Below are 18,241 nucleotides of genomic sequence, written 5' to 3' on the forward strand. Positions count from 1 at the left end.
AAATTACTCTTAAGGACAGATCGAATGGCAAACAATGCAAAACCTATTTACCAGCGTATTCTGCTCAAATTAAGCGGTGAAGCCCTGCAAGGTGCCGAAAATTTCGGTATTGACGCCAATATGCTCGATCGCATAGTCCGAGAAGTAAAAGAATTAATAAAGCTAGGTATACAAATAGGTATTGTAATAGGAGGTGGCAATTTGTTCCGCGGCGCATGTCTGGCGCGGGCTACCATGAACCGCGTGGCAGGAGATCATATAGGTATGTTAGCAACCGCTATGAATGGTCTGGCGCTACGCGACGCATTGCATCGCGCATACGTTAACGCCCGTTTGATGTCAGCTATTCCTCTGAATGGCGTTTGTGACAACTATAGCTGGACCAAAGCCATCAGCTTGCTACGCAATAATCACGTGGTGATTTTCGCCGCCGGCACCGGCAATCCCTTCTTTACCACTGATTCCGCCGCCTGTCTGCGCGGTATTGAAATCGAAGCCGATGCCGTGCTAAAAGCAACAAAAGTAGATGGCATATTTTCCGACGATCCAGTTCAACATCCTGATGCTATATTTTATGATAAGTTGAGCTATCATGATGTGCTGGAGCAAGAATTGAAAATTATGGATCTAGCCTCTTTTATTTTGGCACGGGATCACAATCTGCCAATATGTGTGTTTAATATAAACAAGATTGGTGCTCTGCGACGGGTTGTAATGGGTGATCAAGAAGGAACCTTGATTACTAAGTAATGCACATAATAGATAACTAACTTGGCCACTAACGGCCATTATCCTCTTAGATAACTAAAGTCGTAAGGGTTCGTCACGTGATTAATGAAATAAGTAAAGATGCCGAGATGCGCATGGCAAAATGCATCGACGCGTTTAAAACCCATATCAGCAAAGTCCGCACGGGACGCGCTTCTCCTAGCTTACTTGATAATATTCAGATCGAATATTACGGCACTATGACGCCGCTTCGCCAGTTAGCCAATATTGTCGCCGAAAATCCACGCACTTTGGCCATCACCGTTTTTGACCGTGCTCTGGTAATAACAGTGGAAAAAGCCATTATGGCCTCAGATCTAGGACTTAATCCCCATTCCGCCGGAGTAGTTATTCGCGTGCCACTGCCACCTCTGACAGAAGAACGCCGACGCGATCTAATAAAAACAGTGCGCGCCGCGGCAGAGCAAAGTAGGGTATCTGTGCGCAATGTGCGTCGCTATGCTAACGATAAAGTAAAAGCATTGCTGAAAGACAAAACCATCGGTGATGATGAAGACCAACATTCGCAAGATATAATTCAAAAATTGACTAATGCCTCGATTAACCAGATAGATATTGCCTTGGCAGAAAAAGAAGCGGAATTAATGGAAATTTAATCCAACTGAGAATGAAAAACTCTAGGAGGAGTCGAACATCTCCATAGTAGGATACTTGTCGCTATATCTATTTGTTTGAAGCATCATAGGCAAAACGGATACATCGTTTTAAACTGAATATTGCCTTTATAATTTAAATGCGATAAGAAGTAATTTCATGCGGCATTTAACGATTCTCGGTAGTACCGGCTCCATGGGTACTAATACGTTAGCGGTGATAAAGCATAATCCAGATCAATTCACCGTACGTGCACTGGTAGCCAATAAAAACGTGACACGAATGACCGAGCAGTGCCTAATTTTTAGTCCTGATTACGCCTGCATGTCGAACGTCGCCGCGGCTCGCGTGCTCAAAGATAATCTTGCCAAAGCGGGATCTACGACCGCTGTGCTCGCAGGCGCTCATGCGGCTTGCGAGCTCGCGGCAATCGATGAAATAGACACGGTGATGGCCACTATTGTGGGAGTTGCTGGGCTGGCATCGACGCTAGCAGCGCTAAGAGCCGGCAAGCGAGTATTGTTGGCCAATAAAGAATCGCTGGTAACTTGCGGCCGATTATTCATGAACGAGGCACACCGCTATCGCGCCCGATTACTACCGGTAGACAGTGAACACAACGCAATTTTTCAAAGTTTACCTGAGCCACTTCAGAACGGGTTAGGTTACGAGTCTCTAACAAAACATGGTGTATCAAGCATTATTTTAACCGGCTCAGGCGGGCCATTTCGCAAGACAGAGCTGGCCGCGCTGGCAATGATGACACCGGAGCAGGCTTGCTCTCATCCACATTGGTCAATGGGGCGCAAAATATCAGTGGATTCTGCTACTATGATGAACAAAGGATTAGAGTATATCGAAGCGCGCTGGTTGTTCAATGCCACAGCCGAACAAATCGAAATACTGTTGCATCCCCAGTCTATAATTCACTCAATGGTGCGCTATGCTGACGGAAGCGTGCTCGCACAATTAGGATCGCCAGACATGCGCACACCGATCGCGCACGCGATGGCTTATCCAGAACGGGTGCCGTCTGGTGTTAAACCGCTAGATTTTTTACGACTAGGTACTCTTAGTTTCGAGCAGCCGGACAAAAACCGTTACCCTTGCCTACAGCTGGCAATCGACGCTAGTCAGCGTGGCCAAGCCGCGACGACTACACTTAATGCAGCCAATGAAATCGCAGTAGCGGCGTTTTTAAGCGGCAATATCCGCTTTACCGATATTGCCGCTGTAAACAGACGGGTGCTAGAACAGGGCGACTCGCCTGAACCAAATAGCGTGGAAGAAGTATTATACATTGACAGCCAAGCGAGAAAAATGGCACTCCAAAGCATCCGGTATTACCGGCAGTGACGCAAAGAACAAGAGATGCGAAGGTTTATTTGTTCGATAAATGAAAAAATACTATAATCTACGACATTTATTCCATTGAGAAAGGTCGATCAGATTAATCAACTATAAGACGAATATGTGCACGGCCTTTTTGTACATTAGAGTACCCCTTCATTTTAATAAGACTTAGTATTCGTGGTATTTTTAACAATGAGGAAATACGTGAGCCTAATGTCGTCGGAAAATCAGCAACAGCGAAAACAGTTTCCGCCCTCCTCACCACGCCATGTAGCTATTATTATGGATGGAAATGGCCGCTGGGCAAAAAAACGAGGGCAATTAAATATCTTTGGACACCAGGCGGGCATTAAATCGGTATACCGTGCAGTAAGTTTTGCCGTCAACCATCATTTTGACGCGTTGACGCTGTATGCTTTCAGCAGCGAAAACTGGAATCGCCCCAGCCAAGAAGTGTCCGCACTCATGAAGCTGTTCGTACGAGTGATAGGCAGCGAAGTGAAAAGTTTACACAAGCATAATATCCGGCTACGTATTATAGGAGATACTTCGCGCTTTGGCATACGGTTACAGGAGCTCATTCACCTCTCAGAGGCGTTGACCTGCAATAACGACGGATTAACTTTAAATATTGCCGCGAATTATGGTGGCCGTTGGGATATTATCCATGGGGTCAGAAAACTTGCCGCCCGGGTGCAAGAGGGTATAATGCATCCCGATCAAATAGATGAAGACGCATTATGCCAGGTAATTTGCATGAACGAACTGGCCCCAGTTGATCTAGTGATCCGCACCGGAGGTGAACATCGCATTAGTAATTTCTTATTGTGGCAAATTGCCTATGCAGAGCTATTTTTCACCGACGTATTATGGCCAGATTTCGACGATACTATTTTTGAAAGTGCGCTCAATGCTTTTTCTCAACGCGAACGGCGTTTTGGTGGAATTACACCTTATGATGCCAACGAATTATAAGGAGTAATTTTGCTGAAACATCGATTGATTACTGCCGGTATACTGATACTCATTGTGATCGTTACACTATTTTTGTTGAGGCTAATTGGATTTTCTCTAGTTAACCTCGCAGTGTGTATGTTGAGCGCCTGGGAATGGGGGAGGCTTGCGGGAATAACTTGCAAGAAGCAACGCATCTATCTTGCCATAATTTGCGGCCTACTGTTAGTTCTGATGATGCTAACTGTCCCGGCATATATACCATTAATAACTGCCTGGCAGGTGAAATATACTTTATGGGTCTCACTAGCCTGGTGGCTGACAGCGCTACTGCTAGTATCATACTATCCACGCTCTGCCACACTGTGGCGCAAATCACGGCATATGCGACTAGCGTTTGGTATTTTGACCATATTTCCTTTTTTTTGGGGCATGCTAACGCTACGTCAGTACCATTATGAGATTAACTACTTTACTGGTGCATGGTGGCTATTTTATGTCATGGTACTAGTTTGCAGTGTGGATTCCGGCTCCTATATGTTTGGGCGTGCCTTAGGCCGTCACAAACTCGCACCAAAAGTATCTCCTAATAAGACCTGGGAGGGTATAATAGGCGGTATAGTTACTTCAACAGTGATAGCCTGGTTTTTCAACAAATACGCGCCCCTTGAAGCCACACCGATTACTCTGATAATTTGCTCAAGTGGTGCAGTGCTGGCGTCAATAATAGGAGATTTAACAGAAAGCATGTTTAAACGGGAGGCAGGCATTAAGGATAGCAGCCATTTAATACCCGGCCATGGCGGAATTTTAGATCGCATAGATAGTTTGACTGCCGCAGTGCCGGTATTCGCCTGTTTGATGCTGCTGGTATTTTACGTTATCTAAGTCGGGACTAAAAGCTATTATGATGTACTTTTTATGGAGTCTTGCTACGTTCATTGTTGCGCTGGGCTTATTGATCACAGTGCACGAGTGTGGCCATTTTTTGGTAGCCCGCTGCTGCGGAGTAACAGTAGAACGTTTTTCCATCGGTTTTGGACATGCACTATGGCGCTGGCGTTATAAACGTGGCACAGAATATGTGATAGCCACCATTCCCCTGGGGGGGTATATCAAAATGCTGGATGAACGAGTAAACACCGTCGCTCCAGAACGCCGTTGCGAGGCTTACAATCATAAGACCGTCGAACAACGCGCAGCTATTATTGCGGCCGGGCCATTATTCAACTTTCTGTTCGCTATTTTTGCCTATTGGTTAGTATTTTTGATTGGTGTACCAATCAACAGGCCGGTAATTGGCGAAGTCGCCCCTAATTCCATCGCGGCACAGGCTAAACTGTATCCCGGCATGGAACTTCAATCAGTTGACGGTATCGAAACTCCTGACTGGGATTCAATTCGTATGCAACTTATAAATAAAATCGGAGATCACGAAACTACCTTTGGCGTTGCACCATTCGGCTCCGCGCAAAGAACGCAAAAAAAATTAGATTTGCGATGCTGGCATTGTGAGCCAAACAAGCAAGACGCTATCATCGCATTGGGAATTCTTCCCCTTGGTCCGCGCATAGAGCCGGTACTTACTGAAGTTCAACCGGATTCGGCCGCAATGAAAGCTGGTTTGCAAGCCGGAGACAAGATCGTTAAAGTCGATGGCCAGCCAGTTGAATCTTGGCAGTTTTTTGTTACCGAAGTCCGCAATCATCCTGATCAGCCACTGCTGGTAGGCATTGAAAGGCTTGGCAGCGCCCTCGATATAATCCTGCGGCCCGCCAGCAAACCAGTAGGGAAGGGGCAAATAGAAGGTTTTGCAGGCATCGTGCCAAAAATCATACCATTGCCGTCGGAATACAAAACCGTGCGGCAATACGGTCCACTCTCAGCTCTGTCCCAGGCCAGCAAAAAAACCTGGCAGTTAATGAAGATTACGGGCAATATGTTAAGCAAATTGATAACCGGAAATATTAAGCTAAAAAATTTAAGCGGTCCTATTTCTATAGCACAAGGGGCAGGGATGACAGCGAAATGCGGTTTAATTTATTACCTGATGTTTCTAGCCTTAATAAGCGTCAACTTAGGAATTATTAATTTGTTCCCGTTACCAGTGTTGGATGGTGGCCATTTGCTTTTTCTAGTGATAGAAAAGCTTAAGGGAGAGCCAGTATCTGAACGAATACAGTATGTTAGTGACCATGTTGGTTCTATTTTAATAGTTCTGCTGATGGGGTTAGCCCTTTTCAATGATTTCTGCAAGTTATGATATCCTGAAATTATTTTCGGAAGAAAACATAACTACAATGATGATAAAAAAGTTGATCGTAGCGGCGATGCTTATTAGCAGTGCTACCGTATACGGTGCAGACGAGTTTGTCGTGAAGGACATTCATTTAGAAGGACTTCAACGGGTCGCCGTCAGCACAGCATTACTCAGCATACCGATCCGTATCGGCGAGAAGGCAAACGATAAAGATATTAGCAATACTATCCGCGCTCTATTCGCTACTGGATACTTTGAGGATGTACAGGTGTTACGTGATAAAGATTCACTGGTCGTACAAGTTAAGGAACACCCAATCATTGCAAACATTACTTTCTCTGGTAATAGAGCGATAAGAGATGAGATCCTAAAGCAACTCCTTGAGGATCAAGGCGTACGAAACGGCGAACTCCTTGATCATACTGCGATTTTTAATATCAAAAAAATAATCCAGGAATTGTACAATAGTATTGGCAAATATAACGCCACTGTCAAAGCGGTAGTCACGTCACTGACGCGCAATTGCGTCGATCTAAAACTGGTATTTACCGAAGGTTTTTCAGCCAAAATTCAACAAATCAATATTGTTGGTAACCATGCTTTCACTATCAATGAACTAATTTCACGCTTCCAGTTACGAGATCAAGTGCCATGGTGGCATATGATTGCCAATCGTAAATACCAAAAACACAAGCTAAAAAAAGATCTTGAAACCTTGCATAATTTTTATCTCGATCGCGGTTATGCCCGCTTTAATATCGATTCCACGCAGATTAGCTTAACACCAGATAAAACAGGTATTTACATCACTATAAACATTACTGAAGGTACACAATACAAAATATCTGGTACGGTGGTCAACGGAAATATGGCCGGTTACTCAGCCGAAATAGAACAGTTGGCAAAATTACAGCCAGGAAAAATGTATAACGGCGCTAAAGTCACCAAGATGGAGAACGATATCACGCAATTGCTGGGTCGTTACGGCTATGCCTACCCACGAGTGATGACACAGAAGGAAATCAATGACGCTGATAATACAGTTAAATTGCATGTTAGAGTTGACGTGGGCAAACGATTTTACGTACGTAAAATCTGCTTTGGAGGCAACTATATAACCAAGGATTCAGTGCTGCGTCGTGAAATGCGCCAGATGGAAAGCGCCTGGCTTGGCAGGAATTTAGTCGAGAAAGGTAAAGAACGCCTCAATCGTCTAGGATACTTTAAAACTGTGGATACCAAAACGCAACTCGTGCCCGGGTCACTAGATCAGGTAGATGTGGTATATAAAGTAGAGGAGCGCAATACCGGAAATATAAATGTCGGTGTCGGCTGCGGGACAGAGAGCGGCGTTACTTTCCAGTTCGGCATACAGCAGGATAATTGGTTAGGAACCGGTAACTTCGTAGGCTTTAACGGCACCAAAAACTACCACCAAACCTATATAGAACTATCAATGATTGATCCCTACCTCACAATAGATGGCGTTAGTCTAGGTGGAAAGATTTTCTATAATGACTTTAACGCTGATGATGCTAATTTATCGGACTATGACCTGCGCAGCTACGGCGTAGGCACTACACTCAGTTTCCCAACTAGCGAAAACAATTCGCTAAATTTTAGCCTGGACTATGTGCATAATGATCTGACTAATATGAAGCCTCAGGTGACAATGTGGCGTTATTTGAACAGCGTCGGCATCAATCCAAAAGTGGTTACCACAAAAAAGGCAAACAGCGATGCCTATTTAAGCGACGATGACTTGTTTTTCTCTATTGGTTGGAGCTACAACAATCTAAACAGCCGATATTTCCCCACCGCAGGTTCACGCGCTATCCTAACCGGCAAAGTGACGATACCCGGTTCTGATAACGAATATTACAAAATTACATTCGACTTTAGCCACTACATTCCGCTTAGCAAAAGCGGCAACTGGGTATTAAAGTACCGCGGGCGCGCGGGCTACGCCAATGGTATGGACAGCAAGAATGTACCGTTCTACGACAATTTCTATGCCGGCGGTTCTAATACCGTGCGCGGTTTTAGTGCCAATACCATTGGTCCAAAAGCAGCGTATTATAAGTGCAATCATAGCAATACTCATTATAAGGATTGTTTAGTAGATAACTCTAGCGATGCCGTGGGCGGCAACGCGATGGCCATTGCCAGCGCCGAGCTTATAGTGCCAACGCCATTCTTAAGCGAAAAATATTCTAATTCAGTACGCACCTTACTATTTGTCGACGCTGGTACAGTGTGGGACACCGCCTGGCAAAACACCAACATAACACGTGCTGCTGGTATTTTAGACTACAGAGATCCTAGTAATATTCGTATTTCTAGCGGTATCGCCATGCAATGGATGTCGCCGCTCGGGCCGATGATGTTCTCTTACGCGCCACAAGTCAAAAAATACGATAGAGATAAGTCAGAGCAGTTTCAGTTTAATATTGGAAAAACATGGTAATATTACATGGAGTAATGTGCAGGAAAAGAACAAGTAGACAAAGACACTGACGTATGATCAAGATATTGCGTAACAGTAAAAATATAATGAGTTGGTAAGGAGTTGATAGTGAAAAAGTGGTTATATGCCGCAGGTTTGGGTTTAACTCTTACCACCGCCTTCGCTCAAGCTGCCGATAAAATCGCTGTAGTTAACGTTTCCAACGTTTTCCAGAACTCTCCGCAGCTTGCCGCAATTATTCAACAACTTGAATATGAATTCAAGGATCGCGCAAACGAACTTCAATCTATGGAACGTGATCTACAGGCTAAGATACAACTCCTGCAGCGGGATGGCTCCACCATGAAAGCCAGCGAACTCAGCTCACTAGAGAAACTAGTTATGGATCAGCGCAATATCTTCTCTAACAAAGCTCAAGCATTCGAGCAGGACAACCGGCGCCGCAATAATGAAGAACGTAAAAAAATTCTGAGCCGTATTCAGGACGCAGTGAAAATTGTGGCTAATGAGAAAGGCTATGACATAGTTATCGACTCTACTACCGTAGCTTACGCTAACAGCACTAAAGACATCACTGATGACGTTATGAAACAGGTTAAATAAGTCATGTATTCAATTCGACTGACTGATTTAGCACAACAGTTGGATGCACAATTGTACGGTGATGGAGAAATTATCATCAACGGCATTGCCTCCATAGACAACGCGCAATCTGGTCAGATTACATTTCTTGCTGATAGCCGTTTTCGTGAAAAACTATCTTCCTGTCAGGCGTCGGCGGTAGTTCTAACCAAAGACAGCTTGCATTTTTGCATAAGCGCTTCGCTGGTAGTTAGTAATCCTTACCTAACTTACGCTCGCATGGCGCAGCTAATGAACACTACACCAAAGCCTGCCGAGAATATTAACACTGGAGCAATCATTGCTTCGGACGCAACTCTGGGACAAAGAGTGGCGGTAGGTGCAAATACTGTTGTGGAATCCAAAGTTGTGCTGGAGAATGATGTAATAATCGGACCAGGCTGTTTTATCGGCAAAAACACCCATATTGGCGCAGGAACGTGCTTATGGGCAAATGTTACCGTCTATCATGACATTGTCATCGGTGATCGTTGCCTAATCCACTCTGGAACCGTCATTGGTGCCGATGGTTTTGGCTATGTCAAAGACCGTAGCAACTGGATTAAAATACCACAACTAGGACGCGTCATCATTGGCGATCAAGTTGAAATAGGCGCTTGCACAACCATCGATCGCGGCGCGCTGGACGATACCACTATCGGCAATGGCGTGATTATTGACAATCAGTGTCAAATTGCACATAACGTGGTTATTGGTGACAATACAGCAGTCGCAAGCGGCGTCATCATGGCTGGCAGCCTGACCATAGGCCGCTACTGTATGATTGGCGGAGCCAGCGTCATTAATGGCCATATAACCATTTGTGATAAAGTCACTGTGACCGGTATGAGCATGGTTATGCGTGCAATAACTGCACCAGGAATATACTCATCCGGGATCCCGTTGCAGCCGAATAAAGAATGGCGTAAAACCGCCGCGTTAGTCATGCATATTAAGGATATGAACAAGCGGATGAAAGCCCTTGAGCAAAAATTAAAAAAAAACTAGTCGCTTTTACTGCTTAATAAAAGAGAATGCTTGTCAAGGCACTTTTGCTTAGCGAACTATTATTATATTCGCGGCCTGCTTGTTTTATCCTGCTAGGATTAAAGCAGGCCGTGTTGTTGATGCCACGTTTTTTAAAAACAGGAAGAGTATTTTGACTACTGACACTCATACTCTGCATATAGAAGAGATATTAGAACTTTTGCCCCATCGCTTTCCGTTTTTGCTGGTAGACGGAGTGCTAGATTTCGAGAAAGGAAAGTTTCTGCGGGCAATAAAAAATATTTCTTTTAATGAACCATTTTTTCAAGGTCATTTCCCTGGCAAACCAATTTTCCCTGGCGTACTCATCCTGGAAGCTATGGCACAAGCAACCGGCATTTTGGCGTTTAAAAGTACAGGGAAACTAGCTCCGGGAGAACTTTATTATTTTGCTGCTATTGATGAAGCTCGTTTTAAAAGACCGGTTCAGCCCGGCGATCAGATGATCCTCGAAGTTGAATTCATTAAAGAGCGTAGCGGCGTAGCACGATTCAAAGGTATTGCTAAAGTTGATGGCGAAATGGCTTGCGAAGCATCAATGATGTGCGCTAGGCGCCGGGAGGCCTAAATAAGTGATTGATCAATCCGCCTTTATACATCCTAGTGCTATCGTGGAAGAAAGCGCTATTATTCACGCCGACGTACATGTCGGTCCTTTTTGCGTTATCGGACCACAAGTCGAAATCGGCGCACGAACGGTGCTAAAGTCACACGTAGTAGTGAACGGAATTACCCAAATAGGTGAAGACAATCATATTTATCCGTTCGCATTTCTTGGCGACGTCAATCAAGATTTAAAATATGCAGGGGAGCCGACGCGGGTCGAAATTGGGCACCGTAACAAAATTAGGGAAAGTGTAACCATTCATCGTGGCACGATACAAGGAGGGGAAGTAACTAGAGTAGGTAGCGATAATTTACTGATGGTAAATGCTCATGTAGCTCATGACTGCAAGGTGGGCAACCGCTGCATTATGGCTAATAATGCAACACTAGGAGGCCATGTAGCGTTAGACGATTATGCCATAATAGGCGGTATGACCGCGGTGCATCAATTTTGTGTCATTGGCGCCCACGTTATGATCGGAGGTTGCTCCGGGGTTTCCCAAGATGTACCGCCTTTTGTTATCGCCCAAGGCAATCATGCGACACCACTAGGTTTGAACATCGAAGGGTTAAAGCGTCGAGGTTTTAATAGTGCAGCCCTTCACGCGATACGTGCCGCCTATAAAATTCTTTATCGCAGCGGCAAAACTCTCGACGAGGCGAAACCAGAGTTAGAAGCTCTGGCACAAAAACATCAGGTAATCAATACGTTCCTGGACTTCCTGTCGCGGTCACAACGTGGTATTATTCGTTAATTATGTCGATATATCCTATTACTATAGGTATGGTCGCCGGAGAAACCTCAGGCGATATTCTTGGCGCAGGGCTAATAAGCGCACTACGTAACCATATACCAGAAATACGATTTGTCGGCGTCGCCGGGCCGCAAATGCAGGCAGCCGGAATGGAAGCTTGGTATGACATGGAAGAACTGGCTGTAATGGGTATCTTCGAGATACTTGCACGCCTACCACGGCTATTGCGCATCCGTAGGGATTTGACACGTCGTTTTACCATGATGCGACCTGATGTCTTTGTCGGCATCGACGCTCCGGATTTTACAATAACCCTAGAAAAACGCCTCAAGTGTCGAGGCATTCGTACTATCCATTATGTTAGCCCTTCCGTATGGGCCTGGCGGAAAAAAAGAATATTCAAAATCGGGCGCGCTACTGATAACGTACTTACTTTCCTGCCGTTTGAAAAAGCTTTTTATGACCGCTACAATATTCCCTGCCAATTCATCGGCCATACGCTAGCAGACGCCATGCCTATTGCTCCAGATAAAGCCGCCGCACGTCAAGCACTAGGCATTCCAGTCACCGCGCGTTGCCTAGCACTGATGCCAGGCAGCCGACAAAGCGAGGTAGCTATTCTAAGCGCGGATTTTTTGCGCGCCGCCGAGCAAGTGAGTCAGCATATCCCGGGACTGGAAATTATCGTGCCGTTAGTTAATTCATTCCGGCGGGCAGAGTTTGAGCGCATTAAGATGGCAGTAGCACCAACATTGTCGGTAAGAATTCTGGATAATCAGGCCCGTCAGGTCATGACTGCCGCTGATGCGGCTCTGCTGGCCTCCGGCACCGCTGCGCTTGAATGTATGCTGGCGAAATGCCCAATGGTGGTAGGCTACCGCATGAAGCCATTGACATTTGCGCTGGCTAGGCGGTTGGTGAAAACACAAATGGTGTCACTGCCAAATTTGCTAGCCGGGCGTAAGCTGGTTAAAGAATTATTGCAGGAAACATGCCAACCGGATGCGCTTGCAGCGGCCATCCTCGAGCTACTTGACGATAATGAACAACGTGCGACGATGCTGTCTACGTTTTGCCAATTACATCAGCAGATTCGATGCCACGCTGACGAGCAAGCAGCGCGAGCAGTTCTAGCTCTGATTAATCGTTAATAATTTAGTAGAATATATGATACTCATGCTAACATACTGAATATATTCGTAGTTGATAGTTATCAACGGTGTTGATAATACCATATCAGGAACTTCACATAAGAACATTACTGGACGATGGATATTTTTCTAGTGGACATCAACTACACTACGCGTGGTTGCCAATGTTTGTTCATGAAAATTTTTAAAATAGCTAAGTTACTAAAAGTAACAGCTCCTCTATTTTATATCAACGTCATAAGGGACCAAAATATCATCGCTCTTCACCTACATTTACCATAATATGGTTCCGTTAAACATAAAAGTATATTACCGCCTTTAATCTAAAAAATAGCGTTTCATGACGCCACTGTACATTATCAAAAAAAAATTTGGTTTGGCAACAACTTCAATCAACATTAACCTGTTATTATCGCACGACGCGATCGTCGTACAAAAACCTTACATTAGGTAACATTTTTATGGGCGAACCACGTTTTATTCACCTACGAGTACACAGCGACTACTCTATGATCGACGGCCTAGCAAAAGTCAGTCTGTTAGTAAAAAAAGCCGCGGCACTACATATGCCAGCACTAGCTATTACAGATTTTACTAATTTATGCGGACTAATTAAATTTTATTGCAGTGCTCATAGCAATGGCATTAAGCCTATCATCGGTGCAGATTTTTTTATGCAAAGCAAAATGCTAGGCGATGAAATAACAGAATTGACTATTCTAGCTACTAATAATGCAGGATACCAAAATCTAACCCTGCTAATTTCAGATGCCTACAAAAGGGGGTACAGCAACGTCGGGCCAGTAATCGATCGCGACTGGCTAATTCAACATAACGAGGGATTAATTCTGCTATCCGGAGCACGTAAAGGAGATGTTGGCAAATATTTAACTCGAGGAAATATACACCAGGCTAAACATTGCGTATCGTTCTACGAACGCTATTTCCCGGATCGCTATTATCTAGAACTTATCCGCACTGGTCGAACAGACGAAGAAAATTACTTACACGCCGCAGTGGAGCTGGCAACGTGCAGGGGTTTGCCGGTGGTGGCAACTAACGATGTGCGATTTATCAGCTCAGATGATTTCGATGCCCACGAGATCCGAGTAGCAATTCATGATGGCTTTACCCTAGATGACACCAAACGACCACGCAATTATAGTCAGCAGCAATATATGCGCAGCGAGAAGGAAATGTGCGAATTGTTCGTTGACCTGCCGGAAGCTCTAGCTAATAGCGTAGAAATCGCTCGGCGCTGCAATATGCCTATCCGCCTCGGGGAATATTTTCTACCACATTTCCCGACCGGCGAAATGTCTACTGAGGATTATCTAGTCAAATGCGCACACGCAGGCTTAGAAGAACGACTATCTGTGCTGTTTCCCGATGTAGATATACGGAACAATAATCGCTTAACCTACGACGAACGTCTGAATATTGAGCTCCAGGTTATAAACCAGATGGGGTTCCCGGGTTACTTCCTAATAGTAATGGAATTTATCCAGTGGTCTAAAGACAACGGTATACCGGTCGGTCCTGGACGTGGCTCCGGCGCTAGTTCGCTAGTAGCTTATGCGCTAAAAATCACCGACCTTGACCCACTCGCGTTTGATCTACTATTTGAACGTTTTCTAAATCCAGAACGAGTATCTATGCCAGACTTGGACATCGACTTCTGCATGGAAAAACGAGATCTGGTGATTGACCATGTAGCCGAGACCTACGGCCGTGAAGCGGTTTCGCAAATTATAACCTTTGGCACCATGACAGCTAAAGCAGTCATCCGTGATGTTGGCAGAGTACAGGGCCATTCTTACGGCTTTGTAGATAAAATTTCCAAATTAGTGCCGTCTGATCCCGGCATGATACTAGAAAAAGCTTTAATCGTAGAACCGAGATTGCAGGCTATCTATGATAATAACAAAGAGGTAAAAACACTGATTGATATGGCCCGCAAGCTGGAAGGGGTCACGCGCAACGCAGGAAAACACGCTGGCGGTGTGGTAATCGCCCCGACTAAAATTACAGATTTTGCGCCTATTTATTGTGATCCAGAAGGCAACCATCCGGTTACCCAGTTTGATAAGAACGATGTGGAGTATGCTGGTTTAGTAAAGTTTGACTTCCTCGGTCTGCGCACACTGACTATCATCAATTGGACGTTAGAAATGGTTAACGCCCGACGCGCTAGTCAAAATTTAGACCCCATCGATATATCCGCTATTTCGCTAGAGGATAAGAAAAGCTTCAATCTACTGCAACGCTACGAAACCACCTCGGTATTCCAATTGGAATCACGCGGCATGAAAGATCTAATTAAACGTTTGCAACCAGATTGTTTCGAAGATATGATTGCCTTAGTAGCACTATTCCGGCCCGGACCGCTGCAATCAGGTATGGTCGATAACTTTATAGACCGCAAACACGGCCGTGAAGCTATCTCTTATCCCGATATTAAGTGGCAACATTCCTCGCTACAACCTGTTCTAGAATCAACTTACGGAATTATCCTTTACCAAGAACAAGTTATGCAAATAGCTCAAATACTGGCTGGCTATACTTTAGGCGGCGCTGATATGCTACGTCGCGCAATGGGAAAAAAAAAACCAGAAGAAATGGCCAAACAACGCAAAATATTTAAGGCAGGCGCGGAAAGTATCGGCATTGATGCCGAACTATCGATGAAAATATTTGATTTAGTAGAGAAATTTGCTGGCTATGGTTTTAATAAATCTCACTCTGCCGCCTATGCGTTAGTATCATATCAAACACTATGGTTAAAAGCCCATTATCCCGCTGAGTTCATGGCAGCAGTAATGACTGCCGATATAGATAACCTCGAAAAGGTCGTATTGTTGGTTGACGAATGTCTGCGCATGGGCTTAAAAGTACTACCGCCAGATATTAATAATGGAAAGTATCGTTTTTACGTTAATGAAGAGGGTGAGATAGTTTACGGCATCGGCGCCATCAAAGGCGTAGGAGAAGGACCTATTAAAGAAATTATCAAAGCACGTAATCAGGATGGTCATTTTCGTGGACTGTTTGATTTATGTGCACGCACTGATATCAAAAAACTCAAACGCCGCGCGCTGGAAAAGCTAATTATGTCTGGTGCTTGCGATTGCCTAGGACTACACCGTGCAGCGCTGATGAATGCTCTCGATGACGCGCTTAAAGCAGCCGATCAACATGCCAAAGCAGAAGCAATTGGTCAAAGCGATATGTTTGGTATGTTAACGAAGAAGCCGGAAACAGCAAAAGCTACATACAGTACTATCGAACCTTGGCCAGATAAGGTGGTATTGGAAAGAGAACGTGCAACACTAGGCCTTTATTTGACAGGGCATCCTATTAACCAATATCTGCGTGAGATTGAACACTATGTGGGCGGAGTGCGCCTAAAGGATATGCATCCGACTAAACGTGGCACGATGGTTATCGCGGCGGGGATAGTGCTGTCAGCTCGAGTAATGATCACTAAAAAAGGTAATAAAATTGGTGTATGTACACTAGACGATCATTCCGGCCGACTAGATGTGATCTTGTTCACGGATGAGCTCAAAAAATACCAGAATTTACTCGAAAAAAACCGTATTCTTATCGCTCAGGGACAAATTAGTTTTGATAATTTCAACGGTATATTAATAATGATCGGAAAAAAATTAATGGATATTAACACAGCACGTGAAAAATATGCAAGCGGGCTTGCTATCTCGCTAACCGAAAGGCAAATTGATAACCAGTTTCTAAAGCGCCTCTGTTTATCGTTAAAATCGCATAGATTAGGTAGGGTTCCAGTGCATCTTTATTATAAACGACAAGATGCGCGAGAGCGTTTGCAGTTTGGGACATCTTTACGAGTCAGACCGACAGATCGTTTAATGAACGATTTGCGCACACTTGTAGGTAATGAACAAGTGGAACTAGAATTTAATTAATTAGGAATAATATGAGTCTAAATTTTCTTGATTTTGAGCAACCGATAGCAGAACTGGAAGCGAAAATTGACTCACTAATTACAGTTAATCGTCACGATGAAGAAGTACAACGACTTCGTGAAAAAAGCATGCAACTAACACGGGAAATTTTCTCCGATTTAGGGGCTTGGCAAATCGCTCAGTTAGCAAGGCATCCGATGCGTCCCTATACGTTAGATTATGTGCGATATATCTTTACCAATTTTGACGAATTAGCCGGCGATCGAGCTTATGCCGACGATAAGGCAATTATAGGCGGCATAGCACGTTTAGAATCTAGACCTGTCATGATCATCGGCCACCAGAAAGGTCGAGAAATTAAAGAAAAAATTCGTCGCAACTTTGGGATGCCGGCACCGGAAGGTTATCGCAAAGCACTTCGGCTGATGAATATGGCAGATCGGTTTAATATGCCATTGCTTACTTTCATTGACACGCCTGGCGCCTACCCGGGTGTCGGCGCTGAAGAACGCGGCCAATCCGAAGCTATCGCGAAAAACCTGCGCGAAATGTCTGGCTTAAGAATTCCGGTCATTTGCACTGTGATAGGCGAGGGTGGCTCCGGCGGCGCACTAGCAATTGGCGTCGGCGACAAGGTCAACATGCTTGAATACAGCACCTATTCGGTAATATCCCCAGAAGGATGTGCCTCTATTTTATGGAAAAGTGTGGATAAAGCACCTATCGCCGCTGAGGCCATGAGCATTATCGCCTCACGTCTAAAAGAACTAAAGCTTATCGACAGTATAGTACCAGAGCCGCTAGGAGGTGCACATCGCGACATACAGACAATTGCTGCTGCGCTTAAAACGCAAATTATGAAAGATTTAGCCGAGCTTGACGATCTCAATACAGAAGAGTTACTAAACCGCCGTTATCACCGGTTAATGAATTATGGCTATTGCTAAATTAACATCGCTTAACGTCAGCAATTTTGTGGTACTAGAATCAAATTGGTGATATGTCACCAGACATGCGAGCATTTAGTTTTTTTTGAGTCTAACTATGTGCTTTAGGTGGCGATAGATCGTAAACATTTCGATTATATTTAACATTAGTAAGTAACAAGCAAGAAAATAATGAACGATAAAATCTATTAAATAAATATCAGTTGCAATATATTGCTATTGTATATAGTTATCACACTACATAAATATGTAAACGTACGGAGCAGGTCTAACGCATCACCTATTCAAACAAATGTCTAGATTTATTTATTTTATTTGAACAAAACTCACGTATTAAAAATGATGCTTTAAATTAAAAACAGCATAATCTAAACATCTGCATGGCAATTGCAGATGAAAGATAAAATCATATCTTCTGTGATATGATTTTATTAACACTCATGCAAATAGGTAACATCGGAACTAATAAAATACGACAAACGCTCTGTGATGTGAATCTAATTTCAACACCACACATAATATTAATTAGAGTATTTATATACGCTACCTATTATAACACTACCATGTACTCATTAACTACAAAGCATTATTCCATTCTTATATGTTAAGAATAACATATATCTTTTGCACACGATGTACTATTATAGTGAAAGAGATCCGCCTACCAAAAGAACTAGATTAGTAACTTGCTTTATATTTTCTAAGGAAAGAAAAACGTTAAAAACATGTGACCAACAACTATGGTGATTGAAC

General features: G+C 44.1%; 14 protein-coding genes. All 14 read left to right on the forward strand.

Annotated elements, in window-relative coordinates; genetic code table 11:
- Positions 1-24: 24 nt before the first annotated feature.
- The 14 genes from pyrH (at position 25) to accA (ending at position 17,488) form a co-directional block, all read left to right on the forward strand.
- The gene (gene pyrH / locus HBA_RS00090) at positions 25-750 is read left to right on the forward strand and encodes a UMP kinase (RefSeq protein ID WP_097032039.1); all 726 of its coding nucleotides are present in this window, start codon (positions 25-27) and stop codon (positions 748-750) included.
- A 77-nt stretch (positions 751-827) separates the two neighbouring features.
- Entirely contained in the window at positions 828-1,385 is a 558-nt protein-coding gene (gene frr / locus HBA_RS00095) for a ribosome recycling factor (protein ID WP_097032040.1), read from the forward strand.
- A 157-nt stretch (positions 1,386-1,542) separates the two neighbouring features.
- A complete protein-coding gene (gene ispC / locus HBA_RS00100) occupies positions 1,543-2,739 on the forward strand; it encodes a 1-deoxy-D-xylulose-5-phosphate reductoisomerase (protein WP_097032041.1) in 1,197 nt (398 codons plus the stop codon).
- Between the two features lie 210 nt (positions 2,740-2,949).
- Positions 2,950-3,711, forward strand: a complete 762-nt coding sequence (ispU, locus tag HBA_RS00105; protein ID WP_097032042.1) for a (2E,6E)-farnesyl-diphosphate-specific ditrans,polycis-undecaprenyl-diphosphate synthase — start codon at positions 2,950-2,952, stop codon at positions 3,709-3,711.
- Positions 3,712-3,720: 9 nt separating this feature from the next.
- Complete coding sequence (gene cdsA, locus HBA_RS00110) at positions 3,721-4,578, forward strand: phosphatidate cytidylyltransferase (RefSeq protein ID WP_097032043.1); 858 nt, start codon at positions 3,721-3,723, stop codon at positions 4,576-4,578.
- A gap of 19 nt (positions 4,579-4,597) precedes the next feature.
- Positions 4,598-5,953 carry a sigma E protease regulator RseP gene (gene rseP, locus HBA_RS00115; RefSeq protein WP_097032044.1) on the forward strand — a complete coding sequence of 452 codons (1,356 nt, stop codon included), beginning with the start codon at positions 4,598-4,600 and terminating at the stop codon, positions 5,951-5,953.
- A gap of 37 nt (positions 5,954-5,990) precedes the next feature.
- Positions 5,991-8,417, forward strand: coding sequence for an outer membrane protein assembly factor BamA (gene bamA / locus HBA_RS00120; RefSeq protein WP_097032600.1), 2,427 nt, complete (start codon positions 5,991-5,993; stop codon positions 8,415-8,417).
- 108 nt (positions 8,418-8,525) lie between these two features.
- A complete protein-coding gene (skp, locus tag HBA_RS00125; protein ID WP_097032045.1) occupies positions 8,526-9,020 on the forward strand; it encodes a molecular chaperone Skp in 495 nt (164 codons plus the stop codon).
- A gap of 3 nt (positions 9,021-9,023) precedes the next feature.
- On the forward strand, positions 9,024-10,046 hold the full coding sequence (lpxD, locus tag HBA_RS00130) for a UDP-3-O-(3-hydroxymyristoyl)glucosamine N-acyltransferase (RefSeq protein ID WP_097032046.1): 1,023 nt from the start codon (positions 9,024-9,026) through the stop codon (positions 10,044-10,046).
- Positions 10,047-10,197: 151 nt separating this feature from the next.
- On the forward strand, positions 10,198-10,653 hold the full coding sequence (fabZ, locus tag HBA_RS00135) for a 3-hydroxyacyl-ACP dehydratase FabZ (protein ID WP_097032047.1): 456 nt from the start codon (positions 10,198-10,200) through the stop codon (positions 10,651-10,653).
- A 4-nt stretch (positions 10,654-10,657) separates the two neighbouring features.
- A complete protein-coding gene (gene lpxA / locus HBA_RS00140; protein ID WP_097032048.1) occupies positions 10,658-11,446 on the forward strand; it encodes an acyl-ACP--UDP-N-acetylglucosamine O-acyltransferase in 789 nt (262 codons plus the stop codon).
- Between the two features lie 2 nt (positions 11,447-11,448).
- The gene (lpxB, locus tag HBA_RS00145) at positions 11,449-12,597 is read left to right on the forward strand and encodes a lipid-A-disaccharide synthase (protein WP_097032049.1); all 1,149 of its coding nucleotides are present in this window, start codon (positions 11,449-11,451) and stop codon (positions 12,595-12,597) included.
- 461 nt (positions 12,598-13,058) lie between these two features.
- Positions 13,059-16,541 (forward strand): DNA polymerase III subunit alpha, encoded by a 3,483-nt coding sequence (gene dnaE / locus HBA_RS00150; protein WP_097032050.1) that lies wholly within the window; start codon positions 13,059-13,061, stop codon positions 16,539-16,541.
- Between the two features lie 11 nt (positions 16,542-16,552).
- Entirely contained in the window at positions 16,553-17,488 is a 936-nt protein-coding gene (gene accA, locus HBA_RS00155) for an acetyl-CoA carboxylase carboxyl transferase subunit alpha (RefSeq protein ID WP_097032051.1), read from the forward strand.
- Positions 17,489-18,241: the final 753 nt, after the last annotated feature.

Source organism: Sodalis endosymbiont of Henestaris halophilus (genome assembly GCF_900161835.1).
GTDB lineage: Bacteria > Pseudomonadota > Gammaproteobacteria > Enterobacterales > Enterobacteriaceae.

Excerpts from the sequence above, each read along its gene's own strand:
- pyrH (WP_097032039.1), top strand. The coding sequence starts at position 25 with ATGGCAAACAATGCAAAACCTATTTACCAGCGTATTCTGCTCAAATTA.
- dnaE (WP_097032050.1), top strand. The coding sequence starts at position 13,059 with ATGGGCGAACCACGTTTTATTCACCTACGAGTACACAGCGACTACTCT.
- lpxD (WP_097032046.1), top strand. The coding sequence starts at position 9,024 with ATGTATTCAATTCGACTGACTGATTTAGCACAACAGTTGGATGCACAA.
- accA (WP_097032051.1), top strand. The coding sequence starts at position 16,553 with ATGAGTCTAAATTTTCTTGATTTTGAGCAACCGATAGCAGAACTGGAA.
- rseP (WP_097032044.1), top strand. The coding sequence starts at position 4,598 with ATGATGTACTTTTTATGGAGTCTTGCTACGTTCATTGTTGCGCTGGGC.
- lpxB (WP_097032049.1), top strand. The coding sequence starts at position 11,449 with ATGTCGATATATCCTATTACTATAGGTATGGTCGCCGGAGAAACCTCA.
- ispC (WP_097032041.1), top strand. The coding sequence starts at position 1,543 with ATGCGGCATTTAACGATTCTCGGTAGTACCGGCTCCATGGGTACTAAT.
- ispU (WP_097032042.1), top strand. The coding sequence starts at position 2,950 with ATGTCGTCGGAAAATCAGCAACAGCGAAAACAGTTTCCGCCCTCCTCA.
- bamA (WP_097032600.1), top strand. The coding sequence starts at position 5,991 with ATGATGATAAAAAAGTTGATCGTAGCGGCGATGCTTATTAGCAGTGCT.